The following is a 19,360-nucleotide window of genomic DNA, read 5'->3' as shown; positions in this document are numbered from 1 at the left end:
ATGATCGACCTGCGTAGCGACACCTGCAGCCGTCCTACGCCCGAAATGCGACGGGTGATGGCCTACGCCGAGGTCGGTGACGACGTCTATGGCGACGATCCGACGGTCAAGGCGCTGGAGGCGGCGGTGGCCGACATCCTGGGCAAGGAAGACGCCGTCTACATGCCCAGCGGCACGATGACCAACCAGGTCGCCGTGCGCACCCATACCCAGCCGGGCGACGCCGTGCTGTTCGACCAGGCCGCCCACGTCTACGTCCTGGAGAACGGCGGCGTGGCGGCGTTCTCCGGCGTGCTGCCCAGGCCGCTTCCCGGCGTCAGAGGGATCTTCACGCCCGCCGACGTCGACGCCGTGATCGGGGTTCCGCACCGCTTCTTCCCGACGACCGTGACCGCTCCGGCGCGCCTGCTGTGCCTGGAGAACACCCACAACAACGGCGGCGGCTCGATCTGGCCGCTCGAAGCCTTGGAGGCGGCGACGGCGGCGGGTCGGCGACACGGGCTGGCGACCCACCTCGACGGCGCGCGCCTATGGCATGCGACGGCCGCGACCGGCGTGTCCGAGGCGGACTATGCGCGATCGTTCGACACGGTGAGCGTCTGCATGTCGAAGGCGCTTGGCGCGCCCATGGGCTCCTGCCTGGTGGGACCTGCGGATTTCGTCAGCCGGGCGCGTCGCTTCAAGCAGATGTTCGGCGGCGGCTTTCGCCAGGCGGGTCTGGTCGCGGCGGGCGCTCTGCATGCCCTGGAGCACCATCGCCCGCGGCTGGGCGAGACCCACGCACTCGCCGCTCGGTTCGCCCAGGGCCTCGCGCAGATCGACGGAATCGAGATCGACCCGGCGAGCGTGCAGTCGAACATCGTCCGCTATCGGCTGACCGATGTCGCCGCGGGCAGCGTGGTCGATCAGGCGCATCAACGCGGGTTGTGGATGCTGCCCTCCGGGGCGGATGCGATACGCGCGGTCTTCTATCTGGACATCACCGAGCGCGATGTGGACGACGCGCTGCGGATCATCGCCCAGGCCATCGACGCTTCACCCCGTGTCGGCGCTGAGCCGACGGCGCGCGGCGGGGGTTACTGACGCAGTCATCAGCCGTCGGGTTGCTGGCTGGTGAAGACCGCCAGCTGGGCGGCGAAGGCGCGCTGGTAGGCCGGCCGCGCCTCGCCGCGGGCGAGGTAGGCGGCGAGGTTCGGATACCTACCGAGCAGATCCGAGCCCTTCAGCCTGAGCAGGACCATCGCCATCATCAGGTCGCCGGCGCTGAAGTCGCCGTCGAGCCAGTCGGCGTCACCCAGGCGATCGGACAGCGCGCCCAGCCGGCTGCGTATGCGGTCCTCGAGGATCGGCAGGCGCGCCTCGAACCACGGCTTGTCGCGCTCCACGAGCCTGGCCATTTCGCGCTCAAGCACCGGCGGCTCCACCGTATTGAGCGCGGCGAACATCCAGGTCACGGCGCGCGCTCGGGCGTTCGCATCGCTGGGCAGCAGTCCCGCGTTCTGCTCGGCGATGTGGAAGACGATCGCTCCCGTTTCGAAAAGGGCAAGGTCGCCCTCCTCGAATGTCGGGATCTGGCCGAAGGGGTGCAGGGCGAGATGGGCGGGCTGCTTCATCGCCTCGAACGACACCAGACGCACGTCATAGGGCTGACCCACCTCCTCGAGCGCCCAGCGCACGCGCATGTCGCGCGCCAGACCCCGACCGCGATCCGGCGAGCGTTCAAAGGCGGTGATGGTGGGGATCATCGCAAAAGCCTCCGGGTCGAGGATGACCGACCTGTCTCGAGCGCAGACCATGCTCAGTTGATGCGGCGGCCATTTGACGACGCCGGCCGAAGGGCGGCAATCGCAGCCGCGCGGACTAGGCGGCCTTCTTTTTCTTCTTCTTGCCGTCGGCCTTGGGCGACTTTGGCGGCTTCGCCGCCTTGGGCGTCTTGGCCTCGTCGTTGGCGGGTTCGCTGGCCGGCGCCGACGGCTCAGCGGCGACCAGCTCGCCCAGCAGTTCCAGGAACGTCTCGCGCCGGCTGTTGCGGGCGATCAGCTTCAGCAGCCGCGCATCGGCGGCCGCGACCTTCGGCTGCACATCCTCCAGGGCCGCACGGCCGTGGTCGGTGATGGTCACGGCGTTGGCCCGGGCGTCCAATTGCGATCGTTCGCGCTCGAGCAACCCGCGGCCGATCATCCGCGCGGCCATGTCGGCCAGGGTGGAGCGGTCGATACCGGTGATCCTGACGAGGTCAGTCTGGGTCGCGCCTTCGTGGGCCGCGGCCGCGGCCAGCACGGCGTACTGGCGCTGGGTCAGCGCGGAGTCGCCGACTTCTTCGGCGTAGATGTCGAGCGCGAGCTGCAACGCGCGGTGCAGCAGGTGGCTGGGCGAGCGCTCCAGCGCGGCGACCACGGATTTGCGGCCAGACTTGCCCCCCAACTTGCCTTTCGCGGCGGCCATGGCTGACGTCTCCTGATCGGGACTTTCAGCCTACGCTCTTATTGTTGCGGTTTGGCGACGGATCGTCCGTAGGCGGTGTGAGCGTCTACTCCGTGGGCGGCGGCGGAATGGCTGGCGCTTCCTCGTCGGCGGCCTTGGCGTGCTTCATCATCAGCGGCGCCTGGGTCAGCGAGAACAGGATCGCCAGGATCTGCAGGCCCGGGAAGCGGAACCAGGCCCAAACATAGGTGGATTGAGTGCGCCACACCGCCTCGTTCAACACCGCCGCGCACAGGAAGAAGATCCCATAGCGCAGCGTCAGGGTGCGCCAGGCCTCGTCCGGCATGCGCAGGGTCTCGCCCAGCAGCGCCTTCAGCGGGTTGCGGCGCGTCGCCACCCCGCCCAGCAGGAACGCCGCGAAGCCCAGGTTCAGCACCGTCGGCTTGATCTTGATGAACCGCTCGTCGTGGAAGATCAGCGTCATGCCGCCGAAGATCAGCGCAGCGACCCCGGCGATCAGCGGCATCGGCGCGATCCGCCGCTCGGCCACATAGCCCACCAGCAACGCCACGCCCGCCCCGCCGACCAGCGCCCAGCTCGCCGTCACGGCGTCGCGGGTGATCAGGAACGCGACCATGAAGCTCAGCGGCGCCCCGTAGTCGACGGCGGCGCGGATCCAGCCTTTTGCTTTCGGCGATACGGTCACGCGTCCTCCAGTCCGACCAGCGAGCGGGCGAAGGCGCGCGCATTGAAGGGCTGCAGATCCTCGATCTGCTCGCCCACCCCGATCAGCTTGATCGGCGAGTCCGAAGCCTGCGCCACCGGCACCAGCACCCCGCCGCGCGCCGTGCCGTCCAGCTTGGTCATGACGATGCCCGAGACGCCGATCTGGTTCCCGAAGATGTTCTCCTGGGCCAACGCGTTGCGCCCGACCGTGGCGTCCAGCACCAGCAGGGTCTCGTGCGGGGCGTCCGCATCGACTTTTTTCAGCACCCGGATGATCTTGTGCAACTCGTCCATCAGGCCCTGCTTGTTCTGCAGCCGCCCGGCGGTGTCGATCAGCAGTACGTCATAATCCTCGGCCCGCGCCTTCTCGAGCGCGTCGTAAGCCAGGCCCGCGGCGTCGGATCCGGTGGGCCTGGACATGAAGTCGGCGCCGGCACGGTCCGCCCACACCTGAAGTTGCTCGACAGCGGCGGCGCGGAAGGTGTCGCCGGCGGCGATCAGCACCTTGGCGCCGCGCCCCTTCAGCTCGGCGGCGATCTTGCCCAGCGTCGTGGTCTTGCCCGAGCCGTTGACCCCGATGAACAGCACCACGAACGGCTTGGGGCCGCCCAAGGGGTCGAAGTCCCCCTGGCGCGCGGTGAGCTCGTCACCGATCGCCTCGGCCAGGGCCTCCTGGATCTCGCGCTCGTCGACGCTGCGGCCGAAGCGCTCCGCCCCGAACCGCTCGACGATACGCGCGGCCGACTGCGGGCCGAGGTCGGCTTCGATCAGCATCTCCTCCAGAGCGTCGAGGCGCGCCTGGTCGAGCGGCGCCTTGACGAAGGCGCCGGTAAGCTGCTCGGTCATCGCCTTGGACGAGCGCGACAGCCCCTGGGTGAGGCGCTGGAACCAGCCCTTCTTGGGTTCGGTCATGGGGCGCCTTCTAGCGCGGTTTCCGCCGTCGAGGGAACCGCGCCTGAGCCTGGGGGCGGAAGGGGCAGGGGATGGACGGCTTCGAGACCGCGCTGATCTGGCTGGACTACGCCGCCGTGGCGGTGTTCGGCGCGACCGGCGCCCTGGCCGCGGCCAGGCGCAAGCACGACATCGTCACCTTCGGGTTCTTCGCGGCGATCACCGGCGTCGGCGGCGGGACCTTGCGCGATCTGCTGCTGGGCGCGCCGGTGGTCTGGGTGCATCAGCCAGCCTATCTGGTCGCCTGTCTGCTGGCGGCTGTCGCGGTGTGGCTGTTCGGGGCCAAACGTGGCCGCTACCGCCTGCTGATCTGGCTGGATGCCCTGGGCATGGCCGCCTACAGCGTCGCTGGCGCAGCGAAGGCAGGAGCGCTGGGCGCGCCGCCGCTCACCGCCGTGGTGCTGGGCGTGCTGACCGCGACCTTTGGTGGAATCGTCCGCGACGTCCTGGCCGACGAGCCGTCGGTGCTTTTGAAGCGCGAGATCTACGTCACCGCGGCGCTGGTCGGGGCTGCGACCTACGTGGGCCTTGGACTGCTCGGCGTCGGCGCGGCCGTAGCGGGGCTGGCGGGCTTCGGCGCGGCTCTCGCCTTGCGGGCCGGGGCCCTGGTGTTCGGATGGAGTCTGCCAGGCTTCCCCGGTCGCGCGTCGCCGGAGGACTAGGTGTCGTGGTCTGGGTGCTGGTGCGAGATGATCCGATCGAAGTGGCCTGTCGGCGCGACCACGACCGGCAGTCCGGCGACGTGGGCCACCCAGGCGGGTGAGCGCTCAGGTTCGAGCTGGATGACGGGCGTGATCTCGCCGACGCGATCGAAGGCGAAAATCGAGAGGTCTGTCGACCGGTCGGTCTCGAAGGTCAGCGGCGTCCCGCATGCTGCGCAGAAGCCGCGGCGTACGATATTTGAGCTCTGGAAGCGCTGCGGCTCGGCGCGGGTCCAGGTCAGGTCGTCGCGCTGCACGGTGACGAAGGCGCCGAACGGGCCGCCGGTGGCCTTCTGGCACATCCGGCAATGGCAGATGCTGGCGCGGCCGAGGTCGCCCTCGACGCGGAACCGCACTGCGCCGCACTGGCAGCCGCCGGTCCAGGCCATCTAGGTCTCCCCGCGGTCGAGCGTTTCCGCCGACGCGCGACGTCCGTCGTGGCCGGTGATCCGCATAGCCACGATCTCGCCTGCCGGCGCCGCGCCGGTGAACGCCAGTTCGGTGAAGTCGGCGGCCCGGGCCACGCCGGGGCGTTCGACCAGGGCGTCGAGCGTACTCCCGGTCTGGCGATCGAGATGGCGGGCCAGCGCCGCCTCACCGGCCGCGCGCAGACGCGCGGCGCGTTCGCGGATCACCTGGCGAGGAAGTTGCGGCATTCGCGCCGCGGGCGTGCCTGGGCGCGGGCTGAACGGGAAGACGTGCAGGAAGGCCAGACCCGCATCCTCGACCAGGCGCAGGGTGTTCTCAAACATCGCCTCGGTCTCGGTAGGGAAACCGGCGATCAGGTCGGCGCCGAACGCCACGTCGGGCCGCACGGCGCGCACATCGGCGATCAGCTTCAGCGCGTCGGCGCGCGAGTGGCGGCGCTTCATGCGCTTGAGGATCATGTCGTCGCCGGCCTGCAGCGACAGATGAAGGTAGGGGGCGAGCCGCGGCTCCTCGGCCAGGCAGCGCATCAGGTCGGGGTCGATCTCGGCGGCGTCGATCGAGGACAGTCGCAGCCGCGGCAGCTCCGGCGCGTGCCTGAGGATGCGCGCCACCAGCTGGCCCAGGGTCGGCGCGCCCGGCAGGTCGGAGCCCCAGCTCGTCACGTCGACGCCGGTCAGCACCACCTCGCGGTAGCCCTGGGCGGCCAGCCGGCGCACTTGATCGACCACTACGCCGGCGGGCACGGATCGGGAATTCCCACGGCCGTAGGGGATCACGCAGAAGGTGCAGCGGTGGTCGCAGCCATTCTGCACCTCGACATAGGCTCGCGCCCGGTCCTTCAGGCCGTCGACCAGCTGCGGCGCGGTCTCGCGCACGCTCATGATGTCGTTGACCCGCACCCGTGCGCCGTCGGCGGCGGGCAGGTAGGCGCCGGGACTGGCCTTGTCGCCATTGCCCAGCACCAGGTCCACCTCGGCCATGCCGGCGAAGGCGGCGGGATCGATCTGGGCGGCGCAACCGGTGACGATCAGCCGGGCGCCGGGGCGTTCCCGGCGGGCCTTGCGGATCGCCTGGCGGGCCTGACGCACCGCTTCCCCGGTCACCGCGCAGGTGTTGAACACCACCGCGTCGGTCAGCCCGTCCTGCGCTGCGCGGGCGCGGATCAGCTCGCTCTCGTAAGCGTTCAGGCGACAGCCGAAGGTGACGACTTCGACGTCGCCCTGCGCTGGGGCCTGCGGGGCGGGCGGCGGGACCACGAGCGCGTTCACGGCAGCACGCCGCTGAAGTCGATCTGCGCCGGCCCGGTCATGATCACGTGGTCGTCGCTGGCGCGCCATTCGATGTGCAGGTCGCCGCCGTCCAGCTCGAGCGTCGCCTCCCGATCGACGAAGCCGCGGCGATGGCTGGCGACCAGCGCCGCACAGGCGCCGGTGCCGCAGGCCTTGGTCAAGCCCGCGCCGCGTTCCCAGACCCGCAGGCGAATTCGGTCGCGCGCCTTGATCTGGGCGAAGCCGACGTTGACGCCTTCGGGGAACAGAGGGTGGTGTTCGATCAGCGATCCGACCTGCCTCACAGGCGCAACGTCCACGTCGGGGACGAAGAACACCACGTGGGGATTGCCCATCGAGACGCAGCCCGGCGTGTGCAGCAGCGGCGCGTCGATCGGGCCCACCTGCAGCTCGACACCGCGGGTGTCCATGGCCTCAGCCAGGGGGATGTCGGTCCAGGAGAGACCGGGCGCGCCCATGTCGACGCTGATCTGCGTCGGCCCGGCGCGGCGCGCGGTGAGCACGCCGGCCTTGGTCTCGAAGGTCGCTTCGTCGCGCCCCGAGGCCTGCATCAGCAGCAGGCCGACGCAGCGCGAGCCGTTGCCGCAGGCGTCGATCTCCTCGCCGTCGGCGTTCCAGAAGCGCACGAAGGCGTCAGCTGTGTCCGACCCCTCGATCAGCACCAGCTGGTCGCAGCCGACGCCATTGGTCCGGTTGGCGATGGCGCGCACGTCTTCGGCGCTTGGCGCGAAGGGCGCGCTGCGGGCCTCGACCACGACAAAGTCGTTGCCGAGCCCGTTCATCTTGAGGAACGGACGGCTCATGGCCGCCGTATATAGGCGAGAACCGCCCGTCGATCACCTGGGCTGTACCAAGCCGCCGCTCAGACCCGCTCGATGGCGGCGGCGGCCTCGTCGATGGCGCGGGCTATGGCGTCCACCTGAGCCTCGGTGACGGCGCCCTGGGACAGCCGGATGCGCAGGGAGGATCCGAGGTTCTCCATGGCTCGGCGGACCCGCGGGCCGGTCTGGTCGGATTGGGCCGCAGCTTCCGCCATGCGGGCGAACACCGCCTTCACGGCCGGGCCTTCACGCTCGAGCGCCTCGCGGCCGGCCGGCGTGATCTCGAACAGCTTGCGCGCGGTGTCGCCGGCGGATGGCTGGATGAAGCCCTCGTCGTCGAGCAGCGACAGGGTGGGGTAGACCACGCCAGGGCTTGGCCGGTAGGCGCCGCCGGTTCGGGTCTCCAGTTCGCGGATCAGGTCGTAGCCGTGTCGCGGCTGCTCCGCGATCAGCGCCAACAGCACGAAGCGAAGATCGCCGTGCTCGAGGAAGCGGCCGATCCGCGATCCGCCGTGGCGGCCGGGATGGCCGCCTCTGTGTCCGCCGCCCATATGGCCGCCGAACGGGCCGCGGCCGAAGCGTTCGCGGCGATGGTGGTTATGAAAGAGTCCGCGCATAAATAGATCCTGTTTCGATATGTCGATTGCGCAGATATATCGAAGTTGGATCGGATCACAATAGATATATCGAAACTATTTTTCGGTCGGCAGGAACGCCTGCTTGCAAAGCTCGTCGCCGAACGCGTCGGAGAGCTGCTCCTCGGCCTGGCCCATCACCACGATGGCGAAGCGGCCGCCGACGATGGTCTTGCCGATCTTGTAGTCGGCGACGACAGCGCCGGTCGCCGGGTTCACCAGCCGGGCCTGACCGCGCAGGACGTTCGCGCCGGCGACCACCGTGGTCAGCACGGGGTTCGCCTTGTCCAGCCGATCGAGAGCGACCTCCAGCGTCAAAGGCGTTGGTCCCTTGGCGCAGGCGTCGAGCTTGGATTTGACCCGGCTCTTGAAGATCTCGTCGAACTCTGGGGTCACCTTGATGTCGCCCTTGGTCAGGGCGATCGTCTCGATGCGTCCGCTCCTCGCCCAGTTGTCGGACAACGGCGACACGGTCTCGCTGCGCGACATGCCCACGCAGCCGCCCAGGACGAGGGCCGCTGCGGCCAGGCTGATCGATGATCGGATCACGGATGTCTCCTCAAGAGGTGGTCTGGAGTCCCCGAAGGGGGCGTAGGGTTCCACTCAGCTCTGTTTGAACACTTCGGCCAGCAGCCGGCCTTCCGCCGCGCGGCTCGATCCGGCGCGCCACACCACCACGATCTCGCGGCTGGGGCGATCGGCCGCCAGCGGGCGCACGACGATCGGCGCGGTGTCGGCGAGGCCCGCGTTCACCGCCATGGCCGGTAAGAAGGTCACGCCCAGGCCTGATCCCACCATCTGCACGATCGTCGGCAACGACGTCGCGGCGAAGTGTTCCTCCTCCTGCATCGCCTTGGGTGGACTGATCCCGCAGGCGTGCAGCACGTGGTCGCGCAGGCAGTGGCCGTCCTCCAGCAGAATAAGGTCCTGGGCGTCGATCTGCGACGGCGCCACGGTCTCCGACTGCGCCCACGGATGGTTGGGCGGGGCGGCGGCCAGCAGTTCGTCGTCGGCCACATGGGCGCTGGCGAGGCCGGCCATGTCGAAGGGCAGGGCGATCAGCGCGGCGTCGAGCTGGCCCGCCTTCAGCGCGGTGAGCAGGCGCTGGGTCAGGTCCTCGCGCAGATAGAGCCGCAGTTTCGGGTAGCGCTCGCGCAAAGCGGGCAGGGCGCGGGGCAGCAGATAAGGCGCGATGGTCGGTATGACGCCCAGGCGGAACCGGCCGGTTAGCGGCTGGCCGGCGTTCTTGGCCGCCTCCACCAGCTCCTCGGCCTCCATCAGGATGCTGGTCGCGCGGCGCAGCGCCTCCTGGCCGACCGGCGTGAGGATCACGCCGCTGCGCGCCCGGTCGACCACCGATGCGCCAAGAGTTCGCTCGAGCTCCTGGATTCCCGCCGACAGGGTCGGCTGGGTCACGTGGGCCGCCTCGGCCGCGCGGCCGAACGAGCCGTTCTCGGCCAGCAGCTTGAGGTAGCTCAGTTGTCGAAGGGTGGGCAGCATCGCGGCGTCGTTCCAAGCGCGCCAGCGTTGGCGCGCTTCTCAGAAGATAGAAATTATCTATCTAAAATGCAAATTCAATCAATTGGTACTTTCGGTCCACGGTCCCTATCTCCAGTCCCGACGGGGCGTCCTGCCCTGACATAGTTCAAGGAGACCGAGTGAGATGCTGACCGTTGGAGACATCCTCCCCGACTTCAAGGTCGTCGGCGTGAAGCCCAAGTTCAACCGCCACGAAGAGAACGGCGAAAGCGCGTTCGAACCGATCACCAAGGACAGTTTCCCGGGCAAGTGGAAGGTCATCTTCTTCTATCCGAAGGATTTCACCTTCGTCTGCCCGACCGAGATCGCCGAGTTCGCCCGGCTAAACAGTGAGTTTGCGGACCGCGACACCGTGGTGCTCGGCGGCTCGACGGACAACGAGCACTCCAAGCTCGGCTGGCGGCGTGAGCACGCTGACCTGAACAGCCTGCCGATCTGGAACTTCGCCGACAGCTCCGGGAAGTTCGCCCGTGCGCTGGGCGTGCTCAACGAGGAAGAGGGCGTCGCCTATCGCGCCACCTTCGTGGTCGACCCCGACAACACCATCCAGCACGTCTACGTCACCAACCTGAACGTCGGTCGCAACCCTGCAGATACGCTGCGGGTGCTGGACGCGCTGCAGACCGACGAACTCTGCCCCTGCAACCGTTCGGTGGGCGGCGAGACCCTGAGAACCGCGGCCTAAGGCTCCCGACGCCTTGAACCGCGACGCCGGAAGGCGCGCTGCTCCCCCAGTCGCGCCTTCCGGCCACGTCTTCGAATTTGGAGAAATATGATGTCCCTCGACGCGCTGCGCGAAACCCTGCCGGCCTACGCCAAGGACCTGAGCCTCAACCTCTCGAGCCTGGCGTCGGAGACCTTGCTGACCGACCAGCAAAAATGGGGCGCGTTCGTCGCCTCGGCCCACGCGGTAGGCGCACCTGGCGTGATCCTCGCGCTGGAAGCCGCGGCGACCGAGGCGGGCTCGTCGCCCGAGGCGCTCAACGCCGCCAAGGCCGCCTCGGCCATGATGGGCATGAACAACGTCTACTACCGCGCCTTGCATCTGCTGCAGAACCCGGAGTACCGCACCCTGCCGGCGCGCCTGCGGATGAACATCATCGCCAACCCAGGCGTGGAGAAGGTCGACTTCGAGCTCTGGTGCATGGCCGGCTCGGCGATCAACGGCTGCGGCGCCTGTCTCGACAGCCACGAGCAGGAATTGAAGAAGCACGGCGTCCCCAACACCGCCATCCAGGCGGCGCTGCGGATCGGCGCGGTGGTCAACGCGGTCAGCCGCGTCGCTGACGCGGAAGCCGCGCTGGCCGCCTAAGGTCTCAGCTCGACGCCGCCGCCGCGTGCGGGGCGTCGTACTGGGCCTTGGTCACCGCTTCCGACGCGGATTCGAGCGCGCGATCGCGGCGGTGACGGCCGGCGACGGCGTAGGCGGCCGCGACTACCAGCACCACGAACACCACCAGACCCACGACCATCATGCCGGCGCTGGCCGCGCCCGCGCCGCCCGGCGGCGGGGTCACCGACATGATGCCGACAAGTGTGCGGGCTGCGAACGGGAAGAACCAGACGGCGGTCAGCGCCCACACAAGCCACAGAAAAATAACGTCCGAGCCAGGGGATCCGCGCGCACTCGACGAATAGGCATCATGACCAGCCATGCTGAAGCTCCTGTGTGCGGTGATCGATGCACGCCGCCTGTCCAAGTGCAACTGTTCGCCGGACGCCGTGGTTCCCCTCAGGCCGCCTCGAAGCTCAACGGCGCACCCCAGAACGTCGCCACCAGGGGCGGCTGTGGGCCAGGAATGCCGGTGGTCAGGAACCGCCGCAGCCCGCCATCGCCAGCGTCGAACTCCGGATGCCGTTCCAGGTATCGCGCCAGCGCCTCGGCGGTGGCGTCCGGCTGATGGATCAGCGGCGTTCCGGGCGGCAGGGCGGCGCGGAAGAGGTCGGCGATGATCTCGTAGTGGGTGCAGCCCAGGATCGCGCGGTCCGGCGCGCGGCCGATCCGCTGAGTGATCGCCGCCACATGCCCTTGGACGATCGGCGCGAGGGCCTCGGCCGCGGCGCCGGCCTCGATCATCCGCGCCAGTTCAGGGCAGGGTTCGGAGAACACCGCCACGTCCTGGCGGCGCTTGTCGATCTCGATCTCATAGACCCGGCTGGCCGTCGTGGCCGGCGTCGAAAACACCGCCAGCACGTCCAGCTTCTCGACCTTGTCGCCGCGCCGCTCGGCCTCGTGCTCCCAGGGCAGGCCCGTGGCCGCCTCGATGGTCGGCACGATGATGCCCAGGATGTTCACCGGCCGACCCAGCGCGCGGCGGTAGCCGGGCAGCCACGTCTGCTGCAGCCGTCGCAGCGCGATGCCCGAGGCGGTGTTGCAGGCCAGCACCACCAGGTCGCAGCCCTGTTCGAACAGTCGGATGCAGCCGGCGCGGGTGAGATCGACGATCTCCTCGCCGCCCCTGCCGCCATACGGCGCGTTCGCCTGGTCGGCGAGGTAGATAAAGTCCGCGTCCGGGAAGCAGTCGACGAGCTTGTGGTGGACGGTCAGTCCTCCCACTCCGGAATCGAAGACGCCGATCGACATGGCCCGGCTTTAGCGGCCTGATGGCCTTGCGACTAGCCCCATGGGGCCCGCCGATCCATGACGTTCATGTCAATTGGGCCAAACTCGGCTGTGGCGCGTTACGGGCCGGACAACGACACGCCAACGGTCAGGGAGACCCCATGCATCGGCGCAGTTTCCTCTTCGCGTCCGCCGCATCCGCAGCCATGACTCTTTCGCCACCGTCCGCCCTCGCCGCGCCGTCCGAATTGCTCGCCCCGTGGCGTGGCGCATACGGCGGAGCGCCGCCGTTCGACAAGGTCAAGGTTGCGGACTTCGCGCCGGCGATCGAAGCCGCGATGGCCGAGGAAATGGCGGAGGTGAGGGCGATCGCCGCCAATCCTGCCCCACCAACCTTCGACAACACCTTCGCGGCGCTGGAACGCAGCGGCAGGGCCTTGAACCGCGCCGGCACAGTCTACGCCATCTGGTGCGCGAACTTCTCCACGCCGGAACTGCAGCCGGTGCAGGTCGAGCTGGAGCCCAGGCTGGCGGCGCATGAATCGGCCATCCTGCAGGACGCCCGGCTGTTCGCCCGCGTCGAGGCCGCTTACCAGGCGTCGCGCAACGATCCCAAGCTGACCGCGGAACAAAAGCGCGTCGCGTGGCGGCGCTGGAACGCCTTCGTGCGCGCCGGTGCGAAGCTGGATCCGCAGGCCCGCGCCCGCGTGGCGCAGATCAACGGCGAGCTCGCCACGCTGTTCACCACCTTCAATCAGAACCTGCTCGCCGAGGAGGGCGGCCAGGTCCACTACCTCAAGCCTGATCAGCTCGGCGGCCTCCCGGCCGACCTGCGGGCCGCCGCCGCAGCCGCGGCTGACGAGCGCGGCCATCCGGGCGAGTTCGCGATTCTCAACACCCGATCTTCGGTCGACCCGTTCCTCACCTATTCGGACCAGCGAGCGCTGCGCGAGGCGGTGTGGCGCACCTTCTACAATCGCGGCGACAACGGTGACGCCCACGACAACAACGCCGTCATCAAGCAGATCCTGAAGCTGCGTGCAGAGCGCGCCAAGCTGCTCGGCTATCCGACCCACGCCCACTGGCGGCTGGAGGACGCAATGGCCAAGACGCCGCAAGCGGCCATGGACCTGATGCTGCGCGTCTGGCCCTCGGCTATCGCCCGGGTGCGCGAAGAGGTCGCCGAGATGCAGTCGATCGCCGACGCCGAAAAGGCGCAGATCACCATCTCGCCCTGGGACTACCGCTTCTACGCCGAGAAGGTGCGCGGGCGCCGCTACGCCCTCGATATGAATGCGGTGAAGCCGTACCTGCAGTTGGAGAAATTGCGCGAGGCGATGTTCTGGGCGTCGGGCGAACTTTACGGGTTCTCCTATTCCCCGGCGCCGGGCGTTCCCGTTCCCCACCCCGATGTGCGCGTCTGGCAGGTCAAGGACGCCGCCGGTCGTCATCGCGGCCTGTGGTACTTCGACCCCTATGCGCGCACGGGCAAGCGCTCCGGCGCCTGGATGAACGCCTACCGCGCGCAGGAGACGTTCGATGGCGCGGTCACTACGATCGTCTCCAACAACGCCAACTTCCAGAAGGGTGCGCCGGGCGAGCCGGTGCTGGTTTCATGGGACGACGCCAAGACCCTGTTCCATGAGTTCGGCCACGCGCTGCACGGGCTGAACTCGGCGGTGGCCTATCCGACCGTTTCGGGCACCAGGGTGTCGCGGGACTATGTGGAGTTTCCATCGCAGCTCAACGAGCACTGGTTGCCGACGCCGCAGATCCTGGGCCGCTTCGCCCTGCATCATAAGACCGGCGAGCCGATCCCCGCCGAGTTGGTGGCCAAGATCGAGAAGGCCAAGACCTTCAGGCAGGGGTTTGACGTGACCGAGTACCTGGCCTCGGCGCTGATCGACATGAAGCTGCATCTGGCCGGCGACGCCGACATCGACCCGGACGCCTTCGAAAAGGCCGAGCTCGCGGCGCTGAACATGCCGACGGAGCTGCCGATGCGCCACCGTACGCCGCAGTTCCAGCACATCTTCTCGTCCGACGGTTATGCGGCCGGCTATTACAGCTACCTGTGGTCTGAGGTGCTGGACCACGACGCCTGGGAAGCGTTCATCGACGCCGGCGATCCCTTCGACAAGGCTACCGCTGATCGCCTGCGCGACACCGTGCTCAGCCGCGGCGACACCAGCGATCCGGCCGACCAGTACCGCGCCTTCCGCGGCCGCGACCCCGACGTGAAGGCCTACCTCCGCGAGAAGGGCTTCCCAGTAGTGTGACGCGCGAGCGCCTTCGTACTTGTTTTGTTCTCAAACAAGCAATAACCTCCACGCAAAATGACGGGAGGTTGTGATGCTGAGCTACGTGACTATCGGGGCGTTGGACGCCGAGGTTTCGAACCGCTTCTACGACGCTGTTCTCGGGGCGATCGGCTGGAAGGCGCATGCCGACAATCCGGGTTGGCGCGGCTACAGCCTGGGCGGCCAGGGCGAGGGCCAGAGCGTCTGGGTGTGCCAACCGTTCAACGGCGAGCCGGCGTCGGTCGGCAACGGCTCGATGGTCGCGTTCGAGGCGAGGTCGCAGGCCGAGGTGCACGCCTTCTTCGAGGCGGCGATGGCCAATGGCGGTTCAGACGACGGCGCGCCCGGCCCGCGCCCCGACTATGGGCCTAACTGGTACGCCACCTACCTGCGCGATCCCGTCGGCAACAAGCTGGCGGCCGTGTTCTTCGGCTGACGGCGCTTTTCTTGACCTGATCCGTCCACAGGCGCATAAGCGCGCCCTTCCGGCGCCAGCTCCTGCCAGCGCCCTCCACCGCCACGACCTCCATCTGTGATGGGACGAGGGCGGCGAGGACCCCCGTCGACGTGATCGTCCACGGGGGCCGGTTGCGTTTGGGCGATCGAGGTCTTGATGTTCGACGGACTGACAGAGCGGCTGACGGGGGTGTTCGACCGCCTCTCGGGGCGCGGCGTGCTGTCGGACAAGGACATCGACGAGGTGCTGCGTGAAGTCCGCGTCGCCTTGCTCGAGGCCGACGTCGCTCTGCCGGTGGTCCGCGACTTCATCGCCAAGGCCAAGGAGCGCGCCAGCGGCGAGAACGTCATCCGCTCGGTGCGTCCGGCCGACCAGGTGGTCAAGATCACCTACGACGGCCTGGTGGAGATGCTGGGCGGCGACGCGACGGAGGACCTGAACCTCTCGCTCAACCCGCCAAGCGTCATCCTGATGGCCGGCCTGCAGGGCTCGGGCAAGACCACGACCGCCGGCAAGCTCGCCCTGAAGCTTTCCAAGGACCGCAAGAAGGTCCTCCTGGCCTCGCTGGACACCCGACGTCCCGCCGCCATGCAGCAACTCGCCATGCTGGCGACCCAGGCGGGCGTCGACAGCCTGCCGATCGTCGCCGGCCAGTCGGCGCCGGACATCGCGCGCCGCGCGCTGCAGGCCGCCAAGCTTCAGGGCTTCGATGTCCTGATCCTCGACACCGCCGGGCGCACCACGCTCGACGAGGCGATGATGGCGGAAGCCGCCGAGATCGCCCGCATCGGCAATCCGTCCGAAACCCTGTTGGTCGCCGACAGCTTGACCGGCCAGGACGCGGTCCGCACCGCGAAGGCGTTCCACGAACGCCTGCCGCTCACCGGCCTGGTGCTGACCCGCGCCGACGGCGACGGGCGCGGCGGCGCGGCGCTGTCGATGCGCGCGGTCACCGGCCTGCCGATCAAGTTCCTCGGCGTGTCGGAGAAGATCGACGGCCTGGACGTGTTCGACGCCCGCCGCGTCGCAGGCCGCATCCTGGGCCAGGGCGACGTGGTGGCGCTGGTCGAGCGCGCCGTCCAGGACGTCGACCAGGCCAAGGCCGAGGCGCTGGCCAAGCGGCTGGCGAAGGGCCAGTTCGACCTCGACATGATGGCCGAGCAGTTCGCCCAGATGAAGAAGATGGGCGGCATGCAGGGACTGATGGGCTTCCTGCCCGGCGTGCAGAAGATCAAGAAGCAGATCGCCGAAGCCAACATCTCCGACAAGTCGCTGGACCGTCAGGCGGCGATCATCTCGTCGATGACCAAGGCCGAGCGCCGCAAGCCCGACATCCTCCAGGCGTCGCGCAAGCGCCGCATCGCCGCCGGCGCGGGCGTCGAGGTCTCCGAGGTCAACCGCCTGCTGAAGCAGCACCGTCAGATGGCCGACGCCTTCAAGATGATGAGCCGCGACGGCGGCAAGGGCTTCGCGCGCATGGCCGGCGCGATGGGCATGGGCGGCGCTGGCGGCGGCGGCGACATGGCCCGCCTGCAAGCGATGGGCGGCGGCAAGCTGCCGACCTCAGATCCCTCTGCACCCAGCCTGCCCGGGCTGGGCGGCGGCGCACCGAAACTCCCCGGGCTGGGCGGTTTGCCCGGCCTCAATCCATTCAAGAAACCCTAAAAGAACCAAGGACTTCGTTATGCTCAAGATTCGTCTCGCCCGGGGCGGCGCCAAGAAGCGCCCCTACTACTCGATCGTCGTCGCCGACAGCCATTCGCCCCGCGACGGCCGCTTCATCGAAAAGGTCGGCGCGTTCAACCCGCTGCTGCCCAAGGACCACGCCGATCGCACCAACTTCAAGGTCGAGCGCATCCAGGAATGGATCAGCAAAGGCGCCCAGCCGACCGATCGCGTCGCGCGCCTGCTGTCCGCCCAGGGCATCGTGAAGTGGGAAGCCGGCTCCAACCTGAAGAAGGGCGAGCCGGGCAAGAAGTCGCAGGAACGCGCCGCCGAGCGCGCCCAGCGCGAAGCCGACCGCGCCGAGGCCCTGGCCCAGGCCGCCGCCGCCCCGGCGCCCGAACCTGTGGTCGAGGAGCCGGCCGCTGAAGAGCCCGCTGCCGCGGAAGCCGCGCCCGAAGCGGCCGCTGAGGAAGCAGCCCCGGCCGAGGCCGCCGCCGAAGTCGCCGCCCCTGCCGAGGAAGCCGCACCTGCCGAGGCGGCCGCCGAGGAAGCGCCCGCCGCCGAGGCTCCGGCCGAAGACGCGCCCGCCGCCGAAGCCGCGGCCGACGAAGAGCCCAAGGCTTAAGGCCTTCGCTTGTCTGAACGGCTGATCCTCGTTGCGCGTGTTGGCGGCGCCGTCGGCGTGCGCGGCGAGGTTCGCCTTTCGACCTTCACCGAAGATCCGCTGTCCGTCGCGGCCTACCGCGACCTGCGGCGCGAGGACGGCTCGCCCGGCCTGACGATCACCTCCGCCCGCATCGCCAAGGGCGGCGCGGTGGTGCGGGCCAAGGAAGTCGCCACCCGCGACCAGGCCGAGGCCCTGCGCGGCCTGCAACTCTACGTGCCGCGCGACCTGCTGCCGCCGCCGGATGAGGACGAGTTTTACGCCGCCGACATGGTCGGCCTGCGGGTCGAGACCCAGGCCGGCGAACTGCTCGGCCTGGTCAAGTCCGTGCAGGATTTCGGCGCCGGCGACCTGGTCGAGGTCCAGCCGACGCATGGGGCTAGCTGGTGGCTGCCTTTCACCCGCGAAGCTGTACCGGTGGTCAGCCTCGCCGAGGGTCGGCTGATCTGCGTTCGCCCAACTGAGGCGGACGAGGAATAGCGCGAGCGCTCCGCCAGACCCCGGTCATGCCAGGTTCTGGGAATGAGGGGAGAGTGGCGGGCCCTACGCCTTCGACGCCCGGATCCGGATCAGGCCTTCCTGCGCCAGCGAGGCGACCAGGGTCCCGTCTTCGAGATGCAAGGTCCCGCGCACGAACCCGCGCCCGGACCCGGCCCAGTCACTCTCGATGGTGAACAGATGCCACTGGTTGAAGTCGCTCTGGCGGTGGAACCATACCGTATGATCCAGGCTCGCCACCTGCACCCCCGGCGCACGCCAGTCGACCGCGTGCGGTCGCATGGCCGGCGTCATCACTGCGAAGTCGGAGGCGTAGGCCAACACCGCCTGGTGCATGCGCGCGTCGTCGCCGATCGGCCGGCGCGCGCGCATCCAGCCCTGATAGGTCGGCTTTCGGGATGCGCTCGGCGCGAACATGGGGCTGTCCAGGCTGCGGACGTCGAGCGCGCCCATCAGCCCAATCTGCTGAGCGGCGGGGCGGTCGGGTATGTCGGCCAGCACCGGCGCGTCGACCATCGGTCCCTGATGCTCCAGGCCGGTCTCGGGCGACTGGTACGAGGCGGTCATGGTGAAGATCTCCTGGCCCGCCTGGCGCGCCGTGACCCGGCGCGTGGCGAAACTGCCGCCGTCGCGCACCTTCTCCACCTCGAAGTCGAGGGCGACGGCCGGATCGCCGCCGCGCACGTAGTAGCAATGCAGCGAATGGCACACCTTCGCCTCGACGGTGGCGTTGGCGGCGACTAGCGCCTGGCCGACCACCTGGCCGCCATAGATGCGGGGTGGCCCGCCTTCGAGCGACAGGCCGCGGAACGTGGCCTCGCCGGTGCGTTCGAGCGACAACATTTCGCCGAGAGTCTTGAGCAGGGTGGTCATGCCCTGTCCTGGATCGACCGGGGCGCTGGGGTCAAGTCCGGTGATTGCGATGCTTGACGGACGCCGTCCGGGCGAGGCTTGAACGGGGCCATGTCGTTCGACGCCACCGTCCTGACCATGTTTCCCGAGGCCTTTCCCGGCCCGCTCGGCGTTTCGCTGATCGGCACGGCCTGGCGCGAGGCGGGCCTGTGGACCCTGGAAACGGTGGACATCCGCAGTTTTTCCAAGGATAAGCGCGGCTTCCTGGACGACACCCCCGCGGGTGGCGGTCCCGGGCAGGTGATGCGAGCGGACGTCATCGCCGCCGCGCTGGACAGCGTGGAGCGGCGGGGGCGGCCGCTTTTGTATATGAGCGCACGCGGTCGGCCCCTGTCTCAGGAAAGGGTCGCCCAGTGGGCTGTAGGTCCCGGCGTCATCGTCCTGTGCGGACGGTTCGAAGGGGTGGACCAGCGGGTGCTCGACGCCCGCGGGTTCGAGGAGGTCGCGGTCGGCGACGCGGTGCTCGCCGGCGGCGAGGCGGCGGCGATGGTGGCGATCGAAGCGTGCGTACGGCTGGCGCCGGGTGTGTTGGGCCAGCCGGAGAGTTTGAAGGAAGAGAGCTTCGAGGACGGGCTCCTCGAGCATCCGCAGTACACTAGGCCGCGGACGTTCGAAGGGCTCGATATCCCCGAGGTGCTGCTCAGCGGTCATCACGCCCAGGTGGCGGCATGGCGGCGGACGCAGCGCGAAATAACCACGCGGGAGCGTCGGCCGGATCTATGGGCGGCGCATCTCGCCAATCAACAGCCAAAGGGCGGATGAAGCCCAAAAGACCTGAAGGACGAC

The 19,360-nt window shown here is 68.9% G+C and carries 23 protein-coding genes; 10 read left to right on the top strand and 13 right to left on the bottom strand.

Annotation, left to right across the window (positions count from 1 at the left end; translation table 11 throughout):
• Positions 1-1,083 carry a low specificity L-threonine aldolase gene (locus Q8R27_RS04545; RefSeq protein WP_305697887.1) on the top strand — a complete coding sequence of 361 codons (1,083 nt, stop codon included), beginning with the start codon at positions 1-3 and terminating at the stop codon, positions 1,081-1,083.
• Positions 1,084-1,091: 8 nt separating this feature from the next.
• Here the strand turns inward: Q8R27_RS04545 and Q8R27_RS04540 are convergent, their stop codons facing one another.
• From Q8R27_RS04540 to ftsY, 4 genes are all read right to left on the bottom strand, one after another.
• The gene (locus tag Q8R27_RS04540; protein ID WP_305697886.1) at positions 1,092-1,745 is read right to left on the bottom strand and encodes a glutathione S-transferase family protein; all 654 of its coding nucleotides are present in this window, start codon (positions 1,743-1,745) and stop codon (positions 1,092-1,094) included.
• A gap of 115 nt (positions 1,746-1,860) precedes the next feature.
• Complete coding sequence (locus tag Q8R27_RS04535; protein ID WP_305697885.1) at positions 1,861-2,445, bottom strand: MarR family winged helix-turn-helix transcriptional regulator; 585 nt, start codon at positions 2,443-2,445, stop codon at positions 1,861-1,863.
• An 85-nt stretch (positions 2,446-2,530) separates the two neighbouring features.
• The gene (locus Q8R27_RS04530; RefSeq protein WP_305697884.1) at positions 2,531-3,130 is read right to left on the bottom strand and encodes an inner membrane-spanning protein YciB; all 600 of its coding nucleotides are present in this window, start codon (positions 3,128-3,130) and stop codon (positions 2,531-2,533) included.
• A complete protein-coding gene (gene ftsY, locus Q8R27_RS04525; RefSeq protein ID WP_305697883.1) occupies positions 3,127-4,062 on the bottom strand; it encodes a signal recognition particle-docking protein FtsY in 936 nt (311 codons plus the stop codon). Before ftsY ends, Q8R27_RS04530 begins: the two co-directional genes overlap by 4 nt.
• A 71-nt stretch (positions 4,063-4,133) precedes the next feature.
• Here ftsY and Q8R27_RS04520 point away from each other — a divergent pair, with 71 nt between their 5' ends.
• A complete protein-coding gene (locus tag Q8R27_RS04520) occupies positions 4,134-4,763 on the top strand; it encodes a trimeric intracellular cation channel family protein (protein WP_305697882.1) in 630 nt (209 codons plus the stop codon).
• Here the strand turns inward: Q8R27_RS04520 and Q8R27_RS04515 are convergent.
• From Q8R27_RS04515 to Q8R27_RS04490, 6 genes are all read right to left on the bottom strand, one after another.
• Entirely contained in the window at positions 4,760-5,191 is a 432-nt protein-coding gene (locus Q8R27_RS04515; RefSeq protein ID WP_305697881.1) for a GFA family protein, read from the bottom strand. The genes Q8R27_RS04520 and Q8R27_RS04515 overlap by 4 nt on opposite strands.
• Positions 5,192-6,499: a tRNA (N(6)-L-threonylcarbamoyladenosine(37)-C(2))-methylthiotransferase MtaB gene (gene mtaB / locus Q8R27_RS04510; RefSeq protein WP_305697880.1), complete on the bottom strand. Its 1,308-nt coding sequence runs from the start codon at positions 6,497-6,499 to the stop codon at positions 5,192-5,194.
• Positions 6,496-7,323 carry a diaminopimelate epimerase gene (gene dapF / locus Q8R27_RS04505; protein ID WP_305697879.1) on the bottom strand — a complete coding sequence of 276 codons (828 nt, stop codon included), beginning with the start codon at positions 7,321-7,323 and terminating at the stop codon, positions 6,496-6,498. Before dapF ends, mtaB begins: the two co-directional genes overlap by 4 nt.
• 59 nt (positions 7,324-7,382) lie before the next feature.
• Positions 7,383-7,958 (bottom strand): PadR family transcriptional regulator, encoded by a 576-nt coding sequence (locus Q8R27_RS04500; RefSeq protein WP_305697878.1) that lies wholly within the window; start codon positions 7,956-7,958, stop codon positions 7,383-7,385.
• A gap of 75 nt (positions 7,959-8,033) precedes the next feature.
• Complete coding sequence (locus tag Q8R27_RS04495) at positions 8,034-8,525, bottom strand: hypothetical protein (protein WP_305697877.1); 492 nt, start codon at positions 8,523-8,525, stop codon at positions 8,034-8,036.
• Positions 8,526-8,579: 54 nt separating this feature from the next.
• A complete protein-coding gene (locus Q8R27_RS04490; protein WP_305697876.1) occupies positions 8,580-9,476 on the bottom strand; it encodes a hydrogen peroxide-inducible genes activator in 897 nt (298 codons plus the stop codon).
• A 163-nt stretch (positions 9,477-9,639) separates the two neighbouring features.
• Between Q8R27_RS04490 and Q8R27_RS04485 the strand changes: the two genes are divergently transcribed.
• On the top strand, positions 9,640-10,200 hold the full coding sequence (locus Q8R27_RS04485) for a peroxiredoxin (protein WP_305697875.1): 561 nt from the start codon (positions 9,640-9,642) through the stop codon (positions 10,198-10,200).
• 90 nt (positions 10,201-10,290) lie between these two features.
• The gene (locus tag Q8R27_RS04480; RefSeq protein ID WP_305697874.1) at positions 10,291-10,827 is read left to right on the top strand and encodes a carboxymuconolactone decarboxylase family protein; all 537 of its coding nucleotides are present in this window, start codon (positions 10,291-10,293) and stop codon (positions 10,825-10,827) included.
• A gap of 4 nt (positions 10,828-10,831) precedes the next feature.
• On the opposite strand, the gene Q8R27_RS04475 is transcribed toward Q8R27_RS04480, so the two are convergent.
• Together Q8R27_RS04475 and Q8R27_RS04470 are read right to left on the bottom strand one after the other, a co-directional pair.
• Positions 10,832-11,170, bottom strand: coding sequence for a hypothetical protein (locus Q8R27_RS04475; RefSeq protein ID WP_305697873.1), 339 nt, complete (start codon positions 11,168-11,170; stop codon positions 10,832-10,834).
• Between the two features lie 77 nt (positions 11,171-11,247).
• Positions 11,248-12,099 carry a glutamate racemase gene (locus tag Q8R27_RS04470; protein ID WP_305697872.1) on the bottom strand — a complete coding sequence of 284 codons (852 nt, stop codon included), beginning with the start codon at positions 12,097-12,099 and terminating at the stop codon, positions 11,248-11,250.
• 140 nt (positions 12,100-12,239) lie between these two features.
• On the opposite strand from Q8R27_RS04470, the gene Q8R27_RS04465 reads away from it, so the two are divergent.
• The 5 genes from Q8R27_RS04465 (at position 12,240) to rimM (ending at position 17,644) form a co-directional block, all read left to right on the top strand.
• Entirely contained in the window at positions 12,240-14,357 is a 2,118-nt protein-coding gene (locus Q8R27_RS04465) for a M3 family metallopeptidase (RefSeq protein ID WP_305697871.1), read from the top strand.
• A 73-nt stretch (positions 14,358-14,430) separates the two neighbouring features.
• Positions 14,431-14,814, top strand: coding sequence for a VOC family protein (locus Q8R27_RS04460; RefSeq protein WP_305697870.1), 384 nt, complete (start codon positions 14,431-14,433; stop codon positions 14,812-14,814).
• A gap of 177 nt (positions 14,815-14,991) precedes the next feature.
• Positions 14,992-16,500 carry a signal recognition particle protein gene (gene ffh, locus Q8R27_RS04455; RefSeq protein WP_305697869.1) on the top strand — a complete coding sequence of 503 codons (1,509 nt, stop codon included), beginning with the start codon at positions 14,992-14,994 and terminating at the stop codon, positions 16,498-16,500.
• A gap of 19 nt (positions 16,501-16,519) precedes the next feature.
• On the top strand, positions 16,520-17,125 hold the full coding sequence (gene rpsP, locus Q8R27_RS04450; RefSeq protein ID WP_305697868.1) for a 30S ribosomal protein S16: 606 nt from the start codon (positions 16,520-16,522) through the stop codon (positions 17,123-17,125).
• Between the two features lie 9 nt (positions 17,126-17,134).
• Positions 17,135-17,644, top strand: a complete 510-nt coding sequence (rimM, locus tag Q8R27_RS04445; RefSeq protein ID WP_305697867.1) for a ribosome maturation factor RimM — start codon at positions 17,135-17,137, stop codon at positions 17,642-17,644.
• A gap of 63 nt (positions 17,645-17,707) precedes the next feature.
• Here rimM and Q8R27_RS04440 read toward each other — a convergent pair whose 3' ends face one another.
• Complete coding sequence (locus Q8R27_RS04440) at positions 17,708-18,535, bottom strand: acyl-CoA thioesterase II (RefSeq protein WP_305697866.1); 828 nt, start codon at positions 18,533-18,535, stop codon at positions 17,708-17,710.
• Positions 18,536-18,625: 90 nt separating this feature from the next.
• Between Q8R27_RS04440 and trmD the strand changes: the two genes are divergently transcribed.
• Entirely contained in the window at positions 18,626-19,336 is a 711-nt protein-coding gene (gene trmD, locus Q8R27_RS04435) for a tRNA (guanosine(37)-N1)-methyltransferase TrmD (protein ID WP_305697865.1), read from the top strand.
• The last annotated feature ends 24 nt before the right edge of the window (positions 19,337-19,360 follow it).

Source organism: Phenylobacterium sp., assembly GCF_030697305.1.
In the GTDB taxonomy this organism is placed as follows: domain Bacteria; phylum Pseudomonadota; class Alphaproteobacteria; order Caulobacterales; family Caulobacteraceae; genus Phenylobacterium.
The sequence above is the reverse complement of the archived record's forward strand: the minus strand, read 5'-3'. Positions and strand labels throughout refer to the sequence as shown.

Bases quoted from the DNA above. Each gene is read 5' to 3' on its own strand.
- Q8R27_RS04470 (WP_305697872.1), bottom strand. From the start codon at position 12,099: ATGTCGATCGGCGTCTTCGATTCCGGAGTGGGAGGACTGACCGTCCAC.
- Q8R27_RS04490 (WP_305697876.1), bottom strand. From the start codon at position 9,476: ATGCTGCCCACCCTTCGACAACTGAGCTACCTCAAGCTGCTGGCCGAG.
- Q8R27_RS04545 (WP_305697887.1), top strand. From the start codon at position 1: ATGATCGACCTGCGTAGCGACACCTGCAGCCGTCCTACGCCCGAAATG.
- ffh (WP_305697869.1), top strand. From the start codon at position 14,992: ATGTTCGACGGACTGACAGAGCGGCTGACGGGGGTGTTCGACCGCCTC.
- Q8R27_RS04485 (WP_305697875.1), top strand. From the start codon at position 9,640: ATGCTGACCGTTGGAGACATCCTCCCCGACTTCAAGGTCGTCGGCGTG.
- Q8R27_RS04520 (WP_305697882.1), top strand. From the start codon at position 4,134: ATGGACGGCTTCGAGACCGCGCTGATCTGGCTGGACTACGCCGCCGTG.
- Q8R27_RS04460 (WP_305697870.1), top strand. From the start codon at position 14,431: ATGCTGAGCTACGTGACTATCGGGGCGTTGGACGCCGAGGTTTCGAAC.
- Q8R27_RS04475 (WP_305697873.1), bottom strand. From the start codon at position 11,170: ATGGCTGGTCATGATGCCTATTCGTCGAGTGCGCGCGGATCCCCTGGC.
- rpsP (WP_305697868.1), top strand. From the start codon at position 16,520: ATGCTCAAGATTCGTCTCGCCCGGGGCGGCGCCAAGAAGCGCCCCTAC.
- Q8R27_RS04515 (WP_305697881.1), bottom strand. From the start codon at position 5,191: ATGGCCTGGACCGGCGGCTGCCAGTGCGGCGCAGTGCGGTTCCGCGTC.
- ftsY (WP_305697883.1), bottom strand. From the start codon at position 4,062: ATGACCGAACCCAAGAAGGGCTGGTTCCAGCGCCTCACCCAGGGGCTG.
- Q8R27_RS04440 (WP_305697866.1), bottom strand. From the start codon at position 18,535: ATGACCACCCTGCTCAAGACTCTCGGCGAAATGTTGTCGCTCGAACGC.
- Q8R27_RS04480 (WP_305697874.1), top strand. From the start codon at position 10,291: ATGTCCCTCGACGCGCTGCGCGAAACCCTGCCGGCCTACGCCAAGGAC.
- trmD (WP_305697865.1), top strand. From the start codon at position 18,626: ATGTCGTTCGACGCCACCGTCCTGACCATGTTTCCCGAGGCCTTTCCC.
- Q8R27_RS04540 (WP_305697886.1), bottom strand. From the start codon at position 1,745: ATGATCCCCACCATCACCGCCTTTGAACGCTCGCCGGATCGCGGTCGG.
- Q8R27_RS04535 (WP_305697885.1), bottom strand. From the start codon at position 2,445: ATGGCCGCCGCGAAAGGCAAGTTGGGGGGCAAGTCTGGCCGCAAATCC.
- Q8R27_RS04500 (WP_305697878.1), bottom strand. From the start codon at position 7,958: ATGCGCGGACTCTTTCATAACCACCATCGCCGCGAACGCTTCGGCCGC.
- Q8R27_RS04465 (WP_305697871.1), top strand. From the start codon at position 12,240: ATGCATCGGCGCAGTTTCCTCTTCGCGTCCGCCGCATCCGCAGCCATG.
- dapF (WP_305697879.1), bottom strand. From the start codon at position 7,323: ATGAGCCGTCCGTTCCTCAAGATGAACGGGCTCGGCAACGACTTTGTC.